The sequence below is a fragment of the Chryseobacterium sp. IT-36CA2 genome (assembly GCF_949767875.1).
GTDB lineage: Bacteria > Bacteroidota > Bacteroidia > Flavobacteriales > Weeksellaceae > Chryseobacterium.
Map to the genome: position 1 here is coordinate 17,071 of NZ_CATKPG010000025.1, position 16,871 is coordinate 33,941.

Below are 16,871 nucleotides of genomic sequence, written 5' to 3' on the forward strand. Positions count from 1 at the left end.
AGAGCTTAGCAACCATCACCATCCACAAGGTTAATTCTCTGAATCGGGAAATTTATTTTACTATGATCGTATGCAGTTTTATTTTTTTCAACTGATTATCAATGAAAAAAGCACAGACTAAAATCTGTGCTTTTCATATTATTTTAAATATTGTTTATTTCTTAGCTGCCGGTTTTTTAGCCGCAGGTTTTTTCGCTGTTGCAGTTTTCTTTGCAGCCGTTGCTTTTTTGGCGGCTGGTTTTTTCTTTTCTGCAAAGGCTTTAGGATCCTGATCTGTAATCCATTTTTTAACCTCATCTAAAGAGAGTTCTTTCAACTCATCAGCTTCGTATTTGGTATCGTCTGCTTTTTTCGGAATTTTGAACATGGCTTTTCCAAACTTGATGAAAGGTCCCCATCTTCCATTTTCAATGGAAATTTTTTCTTTTTCCCACTGCTGGATATATCGGTTGGCTTCTTTTTCAAGCTTAGCATCAATCAGTTCATTGATATCGCTTTGCGAAAGGTTTTCAAAGTCGTATTTCTTAGGAACATTTACAAAAATAGCTTTGTATTTGATAAAGGGACCAAATCTTCCTGTTCCTTTTGTCACGGGCTCTCCTTTATAGGTAGCAATTGGAGCATCAGCAACTTTCTTTTCATTGATGATTTCCTCAGCACGTTTCTGATCTACAGAAAGCGGATCTTCCCCTTTCGGAATACTGATGTAAGTTTCTCCCCACTTCACATAAGGACCAAATCTTCCAACTCCTACGGAAACCGGCTGCCCGTCAACCTCACTCAGATCAAATGGCAATTTGAACAATTCCAAAGCTTCTTCAAAAGTGATGGTTGCAATATTCTGACCAGTCATTAATGATGCAAAAACCGGTTTTTCTTCGTCATCTGTTTCTCCAATCTGGATCATTGCTCCAAATCTTCCGATTCTTGCATGAACATTTTTACCCGTCTTCGGATCTACTCCTAATAAACGGTCTCCGGTTGCACGGTCAGCATTTTCTTCTACATCTTCAATTCTTGGATGGAATTTTGAGTAGAAATTCGTCATCATTTCTTTCCATTTCTGGTCACCACTCGCAATTTCGTCAAAGCTTTCTTCTACTCTTGCAGTGAAGCCATAGTCCAGAATTTCTCTAAAGTTATCCGTTAAGAAGTCATTTACAACTTCACCGATATCTGTAGGAATGAATTTATTTTTATCACCTCCGAATTTTTCTTCAAGAATGACCTTTTTGATCTTATCTTTTACCAGTGACATTTTGATCACCTCACGAGTATGTGGTTCGATTTCTCTTTTATCTACATACTCTCTGTTTTGGATGGTCTGAATCGTAGGAGCATAGGTAGATGGTCTACCAATACCTAATTCTTCGAGTTTTCTAACCAATCCTGCTTCGGTATATCGTGCACTTGGTCTGGTGAATTTTTCGGTAGCAGTAATGGTTTTATAATTTAATACCTCACCTACACTTACTTTCGGTAATAGTTTATCATTGTTCTCTTCATCATCTTCTTCTGTTTTTACAATACCGTAAGCTTTCAGGAAACCGTCAAAAATGATTACTTCTCCCTGTGCTTCAAAATGATGTGGCAATGATGCATTACCAATTTCGATCACTGTCTTTTCAATTTTGGCATTGGCCATCTGAGAAGCTAGTGTTCTTCTGTATATTAATTGATATAATCTGTTTAATTGTACATCAGCTACGCTTTTCACTCCAAAATCTGTAGGACGGATGGCTTCGTGAGCTTCCTGTGCTGAAGCAGATTTCGTAGTATAATTTCTTGGAGAAGAATATTCTGCTCCATATTCTGATATAATTTGTCTTTTCGCTCCTTCAATAGCTTCCTGGGAAAGGTTTACGGAGTCTGTTCTCATATAGGTAATGTATCCTTCTTCATACAGTCTTTGTGCCAGACGCATGGTATTGGTTACATTGTATCCAAGTCTTGAGGAAGCTTCCTGTTGTAATGTGGAAGTTGTAAATGGTGCTGAAGCGGAACGTGTCCCTGGTTTGGTCTCAACATTCAGAACTTTAAATTCTGTAGTTTTTGCCTGCTCCAGGAATTTTTCTGCTTCTTCTTCTTTTTCGAAGTCTTTTTTCAGTTTAGCAGCAATTTCCTGCTCTGTTTTATTTAAAAAGATACCATCAAGTTTAAAGCTTGCTTTTGGTGTAAACTCACGAATCTCTTTTTCTCTTTCAACAATTAATCTTACTGCTACAGACTGTACTCTACCTGCAGAAAGCCCCGGTTTTACTTTTTTCCATAAAACGGGTGACATTTCAAAACCTACAATCCTGTCCAGCACTCTTCTTGCCTGCTGAGCATTCACTAGATTCTGATCAATATCTCTTGGATTGTCGATTGCTTTTAGAATGGCATTTTTGGTAATCTCGTGGAAAACAATTCTTTTTCTGTTTTCAGGCTTAAGTTTCAATTCATCCGCCAGGTGCCATGCAATAGCCTCTCCTTCGCGGTCCTCATCGGAAGCGAGCCATACCATATCGGCTTTCTTTACAGCAGCCTTTAATTCGGTTACCAATTTCTTTTTGTCTGCTGAAACTTCGTAATCAGGACTGAATGTAGTAAGGTCTATCCCCATTCCTTTTTTAGGAAGATCCCGGATATGCCCGAAACTGGATTTCACTTCAAAATCCTTTCCTAAATATTTCTGAATAGTTTTTGCCTTTGCCGGGGACTCTACGATTACTAAATTTTTCGACATTCTAACTAAAAATTTTTGCAAAAGTAAAGCTTTTTTATTTATATACTTTTTGCAGAAGAGTTTTAATTTAACAATCTATGCACTTTATTTGCTTTTTTCATCTGTTCTTTAGATAAAAAAGCCCTTTGTAACATAGGTTTTAGAGAGTTATAAAAAATCAAATTTTAATGATATAGAATTTTTCATCAATCACAATAGATGAAAGAAATATGCACATCACTAAAAAGTGAAAAAAAAGGAGATCATTCCTCTTCAATTATACTTATTTAATGAATTTTGATGTAGAATTTCGCAGTTTTTTTTGACTGCTAATTTTGATATTTACGCCTGAATTGAATATTACACCATCTTATTCAGAATAAAATATTTTATCCTTCTGTATTTTTTTGATCTCAACATATGTATAATAACAGGACTTCCAACTGAAATTCTGACATTATGTTTGCCAACTATATTCTAATGAATTAATTTAAAATTTACTTGAAAGATGTAAAACTAATAATCAATTACTTCAGGAATTTTATATTAACTCAACCATTCCCAAAGAATATTATTATATCTATCATAAGTAAAATTCAATTTTTTCCCATTTGATCTAACAAAAAGAAAATAGAAAAATATAAAAAATAAGAAGAAAAACAACTTTAATTGTCTTTTTATATTTAAGGAAGAGTTTGCAATTATTCCGGGAATTATAAAAGAAAATCCCATACCTATATAAACTCCTGGTAATCTGGTCGCAAAGATTTGATTACCCCTTAAAATATAAAAAAGGCATATTCCAAAAAAAGCTAAATTTCTAAAATATTCATAATAATATACTTTTTTTTCCCCAATTTTATTATATAGTAATAAAATTATAATAAGAATTACATTCATAATATCAGCAAATCCAGTCTTCATTTCATTTCCATAAGTTTTATCAACGTTATATCCTGTATAAGCATTAGATACATCTTGAGGAGTGATAGAGGCAAATGCGTCACCAAAAATACGATATACTTGGAATGGAGCTAATGCTATAGAAATAATCAATAATATAATCCAATGTTTTATATTGAATGGCAGACGAACAAGCCAATATGCCGGGAGAAATATAATTGTAGATTTATGAAAACCTAACGCTAAAAACATCATAAAGAGAAACTTTCCAAGTTTTCTTTGGAATATATAATGTATACTATATACAACAATTGCTCCTCCTAACCCTTGCCTCATATGGCCACAAGTAATAATAAAGTAAACCGGCATAAAAAAATACAAAAAACTAAAACTAGGATAGTCTGAATATTTTTCCATAATCTTATAGGTAAGGAATAATATCAGCCCTGCTACAAGAAAAGTAAGAGTATAAAATGGAAAGCCAGCTTCATATAAAATTCTATTTATAAGAACATAGAGCCATTCAATTTCCATAGAATTTGGTTGAAATGTAGCTTTTTTCCATATATCTTGATAAGTAGTATAAAGTGTAAACCCACCATTATACATACTCTTATATATAGGAAAATCTGCTCCTACGTTATTCCTACCACCAGCAGCTATAAAAAGAATAAAAAAAACAAAAAGCAAAATATACCTAGTTTGCTTAGGTTTTAGAGAATCTTCCCACAGTAAAAGGAAAAGTAATAGAATAAAAGGCAGTAAAAATATAGGATGAAGCATTGCTAAATATTAATTATTTATTATAAATCACATAAAAGCCTGTATTACAGAGTTTAGTTCAAATTTTAAAACAAATCAGAAAATAAATGACATATCTAGTCTAAAACAATGACAAACTATATATTCAATTATTATTAATTTATTATTTATCTTATTATCATCTTAAGAAAACACAATGTACTAAAGTATCGAAAAAATTCCATTGAAACTTATCCAGATTTTATGAGTCTAAATTATTTGTTTCTTTTTTGAAATTAAAAAAAGCTAAAACAATTAATCCATAAAACAGGGGAATGAATAGACGAGTTTCCCATAGTATTCCTACCAAACAAATCATAATAATATAAGGTAATGATAAGATTAAAAAATAGTTGGCCAACCTACGATTATCAATTGTTGGTATAAAAAAATAGATAAAACGAATAAAAGTAAAAGCATATAACCAGCCAGTAATATGATTAATACCTGTTAAGTTGCCTCCTAAAGTAATAGATTCAAAAATATAATAATCATCTCCTGATTTTTGAGGAAACAAAAAACGGAGAATAATATATGGTAAAATAAATGCACAAATTGGAATAAAAAGACTTTTTATGAAATATAATATATTTTCTTTTTTTAATCTCATATTGAATAATAATAAGCTACCAAAAAAGGAAATATTAAGGCAGCTAGTTTCTCTATTTAGCGTAGATACAACAATAATACCCCCTAATAAATATAAATATTTCTGAGAGAAACCATTATGATAATATTGAAAAGAAAAATAAAAGCCACACAAAAGTAAAAATATTGCAGCATTATCATAATGAACAATAACATATTGACTCATTGCCGAGACAAGTGTCATAATTAAAACTATAATCATTCTTTTTTCTGTATTGATTCCAGGAAAAAAAAGTCTATTCTTTAAAATAAAATTTAGAATCCACGAGGTTCCTACTGCAAAAAAAGTATTATATAAAAACAGAGCATGATAATAAGACGTTCCTTTCTTTTGAATATAGGTTTTCAATGGAAAATCTTGATATGCCATTATTTTTTTTAGAAACATTGTTAATACATCAACCGCTTCTCTAGAAAGAAACCGATATTGATATATGCCCATATAATACCAATTCGTAGCAGCCTCTTGATACTTATATGGATAATACGATGACTCAAATCCATAATAGACCATTATTTGAAAAAATATTGGAAATAAGAGTACAAAGTAAAGAGTGGATTTATTTTTCATAAGACAAAAGTATATTATATCAGACGTGAAATCATAACAATAAAGAAGTATTGATAAAAAAGTTACACATCCAAACTGTCATATGAACACTCAGATAATCGGGGATCACTCTGTAAGAGTATACCGAGGAAAATAAGAAGTCGGGAGTTTTTTCTGATGTTCTCAGTCTTGTATAGAAAGATTCAAATCCATAATAAGACATAGCAAACAGCAGAAGCGGAAGTACTATTACAAATAGAAATCCGTTAATTTTTTCATCATTTTTTTTCAACATATCTAAACAGATTCTATTATTCTTTAATAATAATTGTGGTTTAAAATACATTTTTTAATAGGGAACTTTTGCAAAAGTAGTTTTTTTTTTGATTGTATCCAGAATATTTTATTGATTTTCAGCCAAAACTTCCATAGAACTATTTTGATCTAATGCTTAAAAATTTAAATTTGCAGACTTGATCTAAATGCAATGCATCGCTTTTTTATATTTTTATATTATCTGATTTCCAAAAATAAAATTCTATCTGTACTTACAGCCTTAGGAATTGCCATCTTATGCCTATTTTTTGCATCAAAGATCAATTTCGAGGAAGACATCAATCAGATCATTCCTAAAAATGAAAAATCTGATCTCACAGCAAAAGTTCTTAAGCAGCTTAATTTTTCGGATAAGATCATTGTTATTATAGAAAATAAATCCAGTGAAGACAGCTTTCAGCTTTCCGAAACAGCCGATACTTTTTTGAAAAAGATAGAGCCTTTGCAAAAATATATCGGTTCTGTGCAGGGTAAAGTGAATGATAATGAGATTTCGGAAACATTTGATTTCGTCAGTCAGAACCTTCCTTTATTTCTAAATGAGAATGATTACAAGGAAATTGATCGAAAGCTTCAGAAAGACAGCATTGCCAAACAGGTAGAGGATAATTATATCTCTTTGGCTTCTCCCACAAGCCTTGTTACAAAGGAATTTATTAAAAAAGATCCTCTGGGGCTTACTTTTTTAGGAATCAAAAAACTGAATGCACTAAACATCAGTAAAGATTTTAAACTGGAAGACAGCTATATTGTCACCAAAGACGGGAAGAACCTCTTACTTTTCATTGATCCTAAGAATAAGAGTAATGATACGAAGGCCAATGAAGCTTTTGTAGATCAGCTCAACTCAATAAAAGATAGCATTAATAAGCAGTTCAAGGGAAAAACAGAAATAAGTTATTTTGGTTCTCCGGTAATTGCTGTTGCCAACGCAAAGCAGATCAAAAAAGACATTCAGAATACTGTTGTGATTTCCATGACGGTTCTTCTGGTTCTTCTGATCTATTATTTCAGGAACGTCTTTACTCCCATTATTGTCTTTTTACCAACCGTATTTTCCGTGCTGCTTGCTTTACTGATTCTTTATTTTATTAAAGATAAAATTTCTGCTATTTCATTAAGTGTAGGAGCTATTCTGATTGGGATAACGATAGATTACGCCCTGCATATTCTTACTCATTACAAGCATAACAATAATATTGAAGAGCTTTACAAAGAGATCACCCAGCCTATTATATTGAGTAGTGCAACCACCGCTGTTTCATTCTTATGTCTGGTTTTTGTACGGTCTGAAGCATTGAAAGATCTTGGGCTTTTTGCTGCGATTACAGTGATACTTTCTTCTATTTCAGCATTAATTATTGTTCCTCAGCTCTATAAACCCAAAGAAAAGGGAGAACATCTCAATACCAATTTCATTGACAAAATCGGGTCATATCCTTATGAGAAAAATAAACCTTTAATCATTGGATGCTCCGTCATCATTCTTGCCTGCCTGTTCGGATTCAGGCATGTAGGTTTCAATGAAGACATTGGTGATCTGAATTATATCCCAAAAGATCTGAAAATCAGTGAAGAAAAACTGCAGAAGCTTTCTGACATTACTTCAAAATCCATTTATACCATTTCCTACGGAGATTCTGAAGAGGAAGCTTTAACCAGAAACTCCGAATTGAGCAGTTTCCTTGAAAAAGAGAAAAAAGAAGGCAAAATATTAAGCTACAACTCCATCGGAAGTATTGTTCTTTCGGAAAAAGACCAGCAAAAAAAGATTGAGAAATGGAACAGTTTCTGGAATGATTCTAAGAAAAATCAAACTCTATCCGCATTGATCAGCAATGGAAATAAATTCGGGTTCAACAGCTCTGCTTTTGACAATTTCAACGAAGCCTTACACAAAAATTATTCTTCATTAACTCTGAAAGATTATGAAAAAGTAAAAGCACTTCAGATTTCGGAATTCATGAACAATGAAAATGGTTTTTACACCGTTTCGAATGTGGTAAAAGTAGACGAGAAGAAAAGAGATACTTTCATTAAAGATATCGAAAAGAAGCATGATGCGATTGCCATTGACCGCCAGCAGATGAATGAAAACTTCCTGGGATTACTGAAAAGAGATTTCAATACGTTAATCAATTACTCTCTTTTAGCTATTGTTCTAACGATTATTGTTTTCTTCAGAAATTTTGAACTAACCGTTCTCACCATGTTCCCGATTGTTCTAACAGGGGTTGTCACAGCAGGAATTCTTTATTTCTTAGGATTGGAATTAAATATTTTCAGTACCGTGGTTTGTACACTCGTATTTGGAGTGGGAGACGATTTCAGTATCTTCCTGACGCAAGCCATGCAAAAAGAGCATACAACAGGTAAAAATGAATTACCAACTTATAGAACATCCATTATCCTTGCGGTTTTCACCACTATTCTTTCCATTGGATCTCTAATCTTTGCCAAACATCCAGCGCTGCATTCTTTAGCATTGGTTGCCCTGATCGGAATGTTCTCAGTTATTATTATTACTTCTACCCTTTATCCTTTTTGGTTCAGATTATTCATTACCAACCGGGCGAAGAAGGGTCTTTCTCCGATTACCTTCAGGTTATTTCTGCGGGCAGTGTTCTCGTTTTTATATTATGGATTAGGCGGATTGGTATTTTCTGCTGTCGGAAGCTTATTTATTAAGAACTCAAAGGGAAGAACATTAGATATCATCAAATTAATTCTTGCTAAATTTCTAACATCGGTGCTATACATTACTCCTTTTGTAAAGAAAAGAGTGATTAAAAATCCATCCGAAGATTTTAGCAAACCTGCTGTTATTATAGCCAACCACACCTCTTTTCTGGATACGCTGGCCATCGCAATGGCCACTCATAAAATTATCTATCTGGTGAATGACTGGGTATATGATTCTCCTGTTTTTGGAAAACTGGTAAAGGCTCTCGGCTTTTATCCGGTTTCACAGGGAATTGAAAATGGAATGGAGAAACTGAAAGAAAAAATTGCACAGGGATATTCTCTTGTCGTTTTTCCTGAAGCAGAACGTTCTTACACCAATGATGTGAAAAGATTCCATAAAGGAGCATTTTATCTTGCCGAGCAATTCGGTCTGGATATTCTGCCACTCTACATCCACGGAAACTCCGAAGTATTACCGAAAGGAGATTTCATCATCTACAATGGAAGCATTACTGTGAAAGTAGGAAACAGAATCAGCAAGGATGATATGAGTTTCGGAAAAAACTATTCTGAAAGGACGAAGAAGATCAATGCTTATTTCAGAGAAGAATTTGCAAAACTGAGAGAAGAGATCGAGGACGAAAATTATTTTAAAAATAAATTATTCCTGAGCTATCTGTATAAAGACAGTGAAGTGGTAAAAGAAGTAAAAGAAGACTTTAATACCAACAAATCTGTATATTTCGAACTGAACAAACATATTTCAAATGAAGCCAATATTTTACACATGGCAGATGATTTCGGACAGAAAGATGTTTTGTTGACTTTATACCAGGCCAGCCGAAGAGTCTTTTCTTTGATAAAAAATAATGATAAAAGAGCAACGGCAGCCCATAGTTATCTGGTAAAAAGAAGAAAGATCCAGTATATAAAAGACCTTTCGGAAGTGAATAAAAAGATTGATGTACTTCTGGTCTCAGATGATCATTTTACAATGGATGATATTCATATTTTTCCTGAAAAGATCATTTTTGTAAATACAAAAAACACATCATTTAAAAGTGATAATTATGCACTGGAATTTAGTTCTGAATCATTAAAAGTATTTAAAACTAAATAATAAATATGAAAAACATATTTTTGTAAACACTAAAGAAAACTAATGAAGAAAAATATACTTGTCATATATTATTCACAAACCGGACAACTCGAAGATATTGTGAGAAACATAGCCAAGCCTTTTGAAGCTCAAAAGGACGCTTATGATATTACGTATTACAACATTCAGCTTAAAGAAGATTTTCCTTTTCCATGGCCGGGTGATGTTTTTTTCAATACTTTTCCTGAATCTTATTTACAGATTCCCAAAGAAATTCTGCCTCCATCCGAAGAAATTCTGAACAAAAAGTATGACCTTATCCTTTTTGGGTATCAGGTATGGTATCTCACACCATCCATTCCTATTATTTCATTCTTAAAGAGTGAATATGCAGGACGTATTCTTAAAGATACTCCTGTAGTCACCATCTCCGGAACCAGAAATATGTGGATGCTTTCCCAGGAAAAATTAAAAGTATACTTAAAAGATTTGCAGGCTAAGCTTGTAGGGAATATTGCTTTGGTAGACAGGCACGACAATTATACCAGCGTACTGACTATTCTTCGATGGCTTACCACAGGCCAGAAAGAAAAATCAGGGATGCTTCCCGCTGCAGGAGTTTCCGACGAAGAAATTTCAGGATCTGTAAAGTATGGCGAGATTATTGAAAGACATTTTAAGAATAATGACCTTAATAATTTGCAGCCGGATCTTGTGAAAAACGGAGCCATTGAAATTCGTGCATTTTTGGTACGCGTAGAGAAGGTAGGAAACAAAATTTTCACAGTATGGTCTAACCTGATTATCAAGAAAAAAGAGAAACGTCCATTGCTGATAAAATTCTTTAAGGTATATTTGATGGCAGCGATATGGATTATCTCACCTGTCGTTTTGGTTTTACACCTGCTTACAACCCCTATATTTTGGTTTAAAAGACAAAAACAAAAAAGATATTTACAAGGAATTAATTTAAAATAGAATGTACGACGTATTTATAACAAAAGCATCAAAATACTTACCCAATGAGCCGGTAGCGAATGATGAAATGGAGACTTATCTTGGGCTTATCAATGATGCGCCATCTAAAGCAAAATCACTTATCCTAAGAAATAATAAAATCACGACAAGATACTACGCTTTAGACAAAGAAGGAAATCCCACACACTCTAATGCGCAGCTGACTGCAAAAGCAATTGAAGGACTTTTTGATGAAAACTTCAAAAAGGAAGATATGAAGTTGCTATCTGTAGGAACTACTTCACCAGACCAGATCCAGCCTTCTCACGCTTCTATGGTACATGGTGAACTGAACATCGGAAAATCTATTGAGATTAATACTTCAACAGGTCTTTGCAATTCAGGAATGAATGCCCTGAACTATGGATTTCTTTCTGTAAAAGCTGGTGTACAGGAAAGCGCAGTATGTGCTGGTTCCGAAAGAATGTCTGCATGGATGACTGCTGATAAATTCAACCATGAGGCTGAAAATTTAAAATTATTGGAAGAAAGACCTATCATTGCTTTCAAAAGAGAATTCCTGAGATGGATGCTTTCTGACGGAGCAGGTGCTTTTCTTCTGCAAAATAAACCAAGAGAAACCGGAATTTCGTTAAAGGTAGAATTCATAGATTTCTATTCTTATGCTCACGAAATTGAAGCATGCATGTATGCAGGATGTGACAAACTGGAAGACGGAAGCCTGAAATCATGGGCAGATTACCCTTCCGATGAATGGTTGAAGCAATCTATTTTTGCCATCAAACAGGATACTAAAATCCTTGATAAATACATCCTTGTAAAAGGAGCAGAAAGTTTAAGATCATCTTTTGACAAACATAATTTGGATCCGGAAAAAATTGACCACGTATTGGCACATATTTCTTCAGGATATTTCAAAGACGGACTGAAAGAAGAGTTTGCTAAAAAAGGAATGGATTTCCCTGCAGAAAAATGGTTCTATAACCTTTCTGATATCGGAAACATCGGAGCCGGATCTATATTTGTTGCTCTTGAAGAACTGATGAATTCCGGAACTTTGAAAAAAGGAGAAAAAGTACTTCTTTGTGTTCCTGAAAGTGGAAGATTCGCTTACTCTTGTGCTTTATTAACCGTTTGCTAATGGAAAACAGACTACCAACATCCGATAAAGATTTTGTAGAAAGCCTTATTCCGCAAAGGTTCCCTTTTGTGATGGTACATGAGTTGTCAGAATATTCTGAAAACCATCTTTTATCTGGTTTTGAGATTAAAGAAGATAACCTTTTCATCCAGGACGGATTATTTCAGGCTTCAGGACTGATTGAGCACCAGGCGCAGAGCGTTGCACTGCACACAGGATATAAATATTATCTGCTGGGAAAAGATGCTCCAACCGGATATATCGGAGGCATTAAATCTTTTGAAGCAGAAATGCTTCCAAAAACAGGAGATCATCTGAAATCTGAGGTAACCATCCTCAATGAAGTAATGGGAGTTACGCTGGTAGATATTGTTACCAAACTGAACGGTGAAGTGATTGCAAAATCTCAAATGAAAACCGCTGTAAAATAAACTGGAAATGGAAATAAAGGAAGAGAATATCATCAATATACACAACTTTTTACCGCATCGCGAACCGATGTTGATGGCAGACTATATTCTGGAACTGACCAAGGAAAAAGTAGTGACTTCCTTTGAAATAAAAGAAGATAATGTATTTGTTCACAACAATGAGTTTGTAGAAGCCGGATTAATCGAAAATCTTGCCCAAACGTGCTCATCTATTCTTGGACAAAGCTTCTTTGAAAACCCTGATGCCGATACAAAAGTAATCGGGTTCATTACCAATATCAAGAAGATTGAAATATTTGCCCTTCCAAAAGTTAATGACAAAATCATTTCCAAGGCATCTCTTATTTCGCAGTTTGAAAACATCTGCCACATCTTCTGTGAAACATTTCATAATGATGAATTATTGATCAGAGCAGAAATCAACCTGTTTATTCAGGAAGTAAAATCGTAAAGATCAATTCAACATAGAATAGAAAAGCTGTACAAAACGTACAGCTTTTTTTATTCTAAACCTTAATCTTAAATGAATTTGTGAAAATTTGTGCATTCATTTGTGCTATTCGTGTTAAAATATAGGTTTTGGCTAAAGCCATTTGAGATACTCTATTTTATAAGAGGGCTAAAGCCCACTCATATTGAATTGATTATAAAAACCTTACAGAAAAACGTTTCTTTTTTGTTTATTTACACATTCACCACCCGCTCACAAACCAACTGATAATCAATTTACTACAATCATTAAAACCTCATCACAGGATGAATTATTTCACGTGAAACATTGGAAAAATCCGTGAAACTCTGATCATCAGGGACAAACAGCTTTAAACAACAAAAAAGCGGAACATTTCCGCCCCGCTTTTCTCTTTATTTTTAACAAAAGAATTAATATCCAAAGATCTCTTCAAGAGATACTTCATTAAATTCTCCCATTTTGTTGATCGATTCCATATTCAGGTTTTCTTTCTTACCTATGATGGCTGTATTGTATTTTACAGGCTTCACTTCAGTATTGTAGAACCCTGTAAGCTGCGGCAATGTCAGCCCCTGGATTTCAGCATAAACATCTTTTCTCAAATCATAATCAACCCCTAGTTTTTTCAGTGCTAACTGATTGAAGAAGATATTCGTTCTGTTGATTCTGTTGGATGCAATCTGTTTTAATGCAGAACCTCTTGCATTTTCAAACTGAGCCGGGATTTGTGGTAAAGATACCATCAGCTCGTTCATTGCATTTACGGCTAAAGGAAGCTTGTTTGACTGTGTTCCGATGTAGTTCGTTACATAGTTTGCTTTCCCTTTTTCCGAAGCATTTGCATAAGAAACATAAGCAGTATAAGCTAATGACTTACTTTCTCTGATTTCCTGGAAAACGATAGAAGATAGTCCTCTTCCGAAATATTCGTTGAAAACATTGGCTTTCCCGAAATTCCCAAGATTTACAGTATTAGCTTTTGCTACTTTAGACATTTCCATCTGTACCATGTCATAATTCGTGAAGTATACTTTTCCTTCCGTAGTCGGTTCAGCATATTCTTTTGCCTGTGCTGGCTGAAGGCTTGTATTGGTGATAAATGGCTTCACTGCTTTTTCCAAACCTGACTGATCCTGCCCATAAAGAAGTACCTGATAAGGATATTGGTTCAGTGTTTTCACTTTCTTCATCAATTCTACAGCGTCAATGCTCTCAAGACGTTCTTTGGAAACGATGTCCGTCATTCTTGAGTTTTTACCATATTTAGCATAGTTGGAAAGAGCAGCCATAATTCTCACTTTATCTTTCTTACCTGCAGCTCTTGATTCAAGGATTGTTTTTACCGTTTGAGCATAAATTGCTTTATCCGCTTTTACATTCGTCATCCAGTGGTTCATCAACTCTACCCCTTTCTTCATATTACTTTCAAGACCACTTAATGTAATGATCATCTGGTCGTTTGAAGTTCTCAAGCTATAGCTGATTCCAAGTTTAAAGAATTCTTCTTTCAGCTGTTCCGGAGTATATTTATCTGTTCCAAGATATTCAAAAAGAGTTCCTGCAACAGAAAGTTCCTTGTCATTATCTGTTCCGAAAGGGAAAACATAACTGATCTGAGCGATCTCATTATACTTGTTCTTTACGAAGCTTACCGTTTTATCTTTGATTTTTGAAGTTTGAATAGCCGTTTTAAAATCAATAAATTCTGGCTTGATTTCAGGTACTTTTGTATTCAGAATATCTTTAAGGAAAGGAGACTGAGCCTCTCTGTTCAGTTTAATTGGGGTAATCCCAGGATTCTGTACACGTACAAGCTTGTCATTCACTCCTTTTTCTTTATAAATAACAACATAATTGTCTTTATAAAAATCGTTGGCAAATTTCACTACATCAGCTTTCGTGATTTTGTCATACTGATTGATCTCATCAAGCTCTTGTTCCCATGTTCTTACATTGATATAAGAATCATACAATTCAGTCGCTAATCCGTCAGCTGTTTCCCAGCTCTTCATACGCTGAACTTTTTTATCATTCACGATAGCTTTCAGCATCCAGTCTGGAAACTGTCCTTTTTTCACAAGATCCAGCTGATCCATCAGAAGTTTTTTAGCTTCGCCAAAGCTTTGGCCTTCTTTAGGAGTTACTACCAATCCAAACGTCCCGTACATTTTGTAAGGTGACTCATACGCTCCTGCTCCAAGCGTTTTTTGCTTTTGATTGATATTAAGGTCAATTAATCCTGCATCTCCTCTGTTGCTCAAGATTTCAGATACTATGTCTGCCAGTCTTGCTTCCTGAGTTCCATAGGAATCTGTTCTCCATGCAATTGTCATTCTTGGTGTAGTCGGGCTTTTTACAGTCCTTGTAACAATGCTGGTCATCGGCTCTTCTGTAACCATTTTTTTCATTGGAAGTTCTTTGTATTTGAATGCACCGAAATACTGATCAACTAGCTTTATAGTTTTGTCATAATCAAGATCTCCCACCAATACAACAGCCATGTTATTAGGCACATAATACGTATCAAAATACTTGTGAATCGCTTCCATAGAAGGGCTCTTCAAATGTTCTGAAGTACCTATTGTAGTCTGCTGTCCGTTCGGATGTTTTGGGAAAAGGGCCTGCATCAATGAATAGAATACAAGACGGCTGTCATTGTCCTGAGCTCTGTTGTATTCCTCATATACCGCTTCAAGCTCTGTATGGAAAAGACGCAATACCAGTTCTGAAAAACGCTCTTTCTCTACTCTTAACCATTTTTCTAATTCGTTGGAAGGAATATTATTTTTATAAACTGTTTCATCCAGGGATGTATGAGCATTTGTTCCTGTAGCTCCCAAGGAAGAGATCGCTTTATCATATTCGTTAGCGATAGCATATTTAGAGGCTTCCTGCGAAACTTCATCAATTTTTTTATAAAGTTCTTTCTTTTTTTCAGGATCTTTTTCGGCTTTGTGCTGTTCATAAAGATCAGAGATCTGCTTGAGTAAAACTTTTTCTTTTTCCCAGTCCTGAGTTCCCAGATGTGAAGTTCCTTTGAAAACCATGTGCTCAAGGTAGTGAGCTAATCCTGTATTATCACTTGGGTCGTTATTGGATCCTGTTCTTACCGGAATATAAGTCTGGATTCTCGGGGCATCATCATTTTTTGCCAGATACACCTTTAATCCGTTTTTCAATGTATACACCCGTACTCCAGCCTGATCATTCTTTACAGTTTCATAAGAATACCCTTGAGCATCTGTCAGCTTTTGGGTCTCGAATTTCTGTGCCATTGCGCTGATCATACAGAAAAGCGAAACAGAAATAAAAAACTTTTTCATAGTCGTTATTTAATAATTATTTTTCTATCCAAATTTCTAGACATTAGTCTTATTTATACAGACACTTGTTACAAAAGAATCGTTACAAGTGGAAATAATAAATCTTAAGAGATTATTTTACACAGATTAGTTAAGGCGTTCCTTGCTTCATTGGAAAAATAAAATTTGGTTTTATTAGAATGTTGAAGATTTATTGAAGATATCACCTCTATTTCACTACAATAACTCCCTCAGATTTAATATGATTTACATATAATGTATTTTCACTATTTTAGCCACCTGATTAAAAGAATCAAAAACAGGTGAACAATTTTTCATCTGGAATCTAAAAAAATGAACATTATTTAGATGAAAAAGCAAGACCTACCTCAAGACGAAAGTAACCTGAAATCCGCCAACATGACTGAAGTTCTGTATGTAACGGATGAGAACGACAACTACACGACAGCAAACAGTACGGGCTGGGATGCCAAGAAAGCTGCTCTGGATGAATCTATGGAGCTTATTTATGAGAGAATTGAGGAAGCAAAGCAAAATGTTGCCCATAATATAGCAAGTCCTATTGCCTATTTTATGGAACTGAACAAAATGGATCTGGGAGTCCTTGCTTCTTATGTAGGAATGTGGCAATGGAGGGTGAAAAGACATTTTAAACCCAAAATATTTAAAACACTAAGCGAAAATGCACTGAAAAAATATGCCGATGCATTCGGTATTTCAGTGGATGAATTAAAAAACTTCAACGGAAAATAAATGAAATGGGCTCAAAATACTGCCCGTTCCATTTGACCAATGAA

At 34.3% G+C, this 16,871-nt stretch carries 11 protein-coding genes; 6 read left to right on the plus strand and 5 right to left on the minus strand.

Features of this window, described 5'->3' with window-relative positions:
• Nucleotides 1-154: 154 nt before the first annotated feature.
• The 4 genes from topA to ACM6F9_RS20465 all read right to left on the minus strand — a co-directional run bounded on the left by topA (nucleotide 155) and on the right by ACM6F9_RS20465 (nucleotide 5,904).
• Entirely contained in the window at nucleotides 155-2,728 is a 2,574-nt protein-coding gene (topA, locus tag ACM6F9_RS20450) for a type I DNA topoisomerase (RefSeq protein WP_414847376.1), read from the minus strand.
• A 525-nt stretch (nucleotides 2,729-3,253) separates the two neighbouring features.
• On the minus strand, nucleotides 3,254-4,393 hold the full coding sequence (locus ACM6F9_RS20455) for an EpsG family protein (protein ID WP_414847377.1): 1,140 nt from the start codon (nucleotides 4,391-4,393) through the stop codon (nucleotides 3,254-3,256).
• A gap of 220 nt (nucleotides 4,394-4,613) precedes the next feature.
• Nucleotides 4,614-5,630, minus strand: a complete 1,017-nt coding sequence (locus ACM6F9_RS20460) for a hypothetical protein (protein ID WP_414847378.1) — start codon at nucleotides 5,628-5,630, stop codon at nucleotides 4,614-4,616.
• Nucleotides 5,631-5,661: 31 nt separating this feature from the next.
• Entirely contained in the window at nucleotides 5,662-5,904 is a 243-nt protein-coding gene (locus ACM6F9_RS20465) for a hypothetical protein (RefSeq protein ID WP_414847379.1), read from the minus strand.
• Between the two features lie 192 nt (nucleotides 5,905-6,096).
• On the opposite strand from ACM6F9_RS20465, the gene ACM6F9_RS20470 reads away from it, so the two are divergent.
• Genes ACM6F9_RS20470 through ACM6F9_RS20490 form a run of 5 tightly spaced genes read left to right on the plus strand, consistent with a single transcriptional unit; the run spans nucleotide 6,097 to nucleotide 12,730 of the window.
• On the plus strand, nucleotides 6,097-9,750 hold the full coding sequence (locus ACM6F9_RS20470; RefSeq protein WP_414847380.1) for an MMPL family transporter: 3,654 nt from the start codon (nucleotides 6,097-6,099) through the stop codon (nucleotides 9,748-9,750).
• Nucleotides 9,751-9,792: 42 nt separating this feature from the next.
• Nucleotides 9,793-10,707, plus strand: coding sequence for a dialkylrecorsinol condensing enzyme DarA (locus ACM6F9_RS20475; protein ID WP_414847381.1), 915 nt, complete (start codon nucleotides 9,793-9,795; stop codon nucleotides 10,705-10,707).
• Nucleotide 10,708: 1 nt separating this feature from the next.
• On the plus strand, nucleotides 10,709-11,848 hold the full coding sequence (locus ACM6F9_RS20480) for a beta-ketoacyl-ACP synthase III (RefSeq protein ID WP_414847382.1): 1,140 nt from the start codon (nucleotides 10,709-10,711) through the stop codon (nucleotides 11,846-11,848).
• Nucleotides 11,848-12,279 carry a hypothetical protein gene (locus ACM6F9_RS20485; RefSeq protein WP_414847383.1) on the plus strand — a complete coding sequence of 144 codons (432 nt, stop codon included), beginning with the start codon at nucleotides 11,848-11,850 and terminating at the stop codon, nucleotides 12,277-12,279. Before ACM6F9_RS20480 ends, ACM6F9_RS20485 begins: the two co-directional genes overlap by 1 nt.
• Before the next feature lie 7 nt (nucleotides 12,280-12,286).
• Nucleotides 12,287-12,730, plus strand: coding sequence for an ABC transporter permease (locus tag ACM6F9_RS20490; RefSeq protein WP_414847384.1), 444 nt, complete (start codon nucleotides 12,287-12,289; stop codon nucleotides 12,728-12,730).
• 431 nt (nucleotides 12,731-13,161) lie between these two features.
• On the opposite strand, the gene ACM6F9_RS20495 is transcribed toward ACM6F9_RS20490, so the two are convergent.
• The gene (locus ACM6F9_RS20495; RefSeq protein ID WP_414847385.1) at nucleotides 13,162-16,074 is read right to left on the minus strand and encodes a M16 family metallopeptidase; all 2,913 of its coding nucleotides are present in this window, start codon (nucleotides 16,072-16,074) and stop codon (nucleotides 13,162-13,164) included.
• A gap of 348 nt (nucleotides 16,075-16,422) precedes the next feature.
• Between ACM6F9_RS20495 and ACM6F9_RS20500 the strand changes: the two genes are divergently transcribed.
• The gene (locus ACM6F9_RS20500) at nucleotides 16,423-16,827 is read left to right on the plus strand and encodes a hypothetical protein (RefSeq protein WP_414847386.1); all 405 of its coding nucleotides are present in this window, start codon (nucleotides 16,423-16,425) and stop codon (nucleotides 16,825-16,827) included.
• The last annotated feature ends 44 nt before the right edge of the window (nucleotides 16,828-16,871 follow it).

Excerpts from the sequence above, each read along its gene's own strand:
- topA (WP_414847376.1), bottom strand. The coding sequence starts at position 2,728 with ATGTCGAAAAATTTAGTAATCGTAGAGTCCCCGGCAAAGGCAAAAACT.
- ACM6F9_RS20455 (WP_414847377.1), bottom strand. The coding sequence starts at position 4,393 with ATGCTTCATCCTATATTTTTACTGCCTTTTATTCTATTACTTTTCCTT.
- ACM6F9_RS20460 (WP_414847378.1), bottom strand. The coding sequence starts at position 5,630 with ATGAAAAATAAATCCACTCTTTACTTTGTACTCTTATTTCCAATATTT.
- ACM6F9_RS20465 (WP_414847379.1), bottom strand. The coding sequence starts at position 5,904 with ATGTTGAAAAAAAATGATGAAAAAATTAACGGATTTCTATTTGTAATA.
- ACM6F9_RS20470 (WP_414847380.1), top strand. The coding sequence starts at position 6,097 with ATGCATCGCTTTTTTATATTTTTATATTATCTGATTTCCAAAAATAAA.
- ACM6F9_RS20475 (WP_414847381.1), top strand. The coding sequence starts at position 9,793 with ATGAAGAAAAATATACTTGTCATATATTATTCACAAACCGGACAACTC.
- ACM6F9_RS20480 (WP_414847382.1), top strand. The coding sequence starts at position 10,709 with ATGTACGACGTATTTATAACAAAAGCATCAAAATACTTACCCAATGAG.
- ACM6F9_RS20485 (WP_414847383.1), top strand. The coding sequence starts at position 11,848 with ATGGAAAACAGACTACCAACATCCGATAAAGATTTTGTAGAAAGCCTT.
- ACM6F9_RS20490 (WP_414847384.1), top strand. The coding sequence starts at position 12,287 with ATGGAAATAAAGGAAGAGAATATCATCAATATACACAACTTTTTACCG.
- ACM6F9_RS20495 (WP_414847385.1), bottom strand. The coding sequence starts at position 16,074 with ATGAAAAAGTTTTTTATTTCTGTTTCGCTTTTCTGTATGATCAGCGCA.
- ACM6F9_RS20500 (WP_414847386.1), top strand. The coding sequence starts at position 16,423 with ATGAAAAAGCAAGACCTACCTCAAGACGAAAGTAACCTGAAATCCGCC.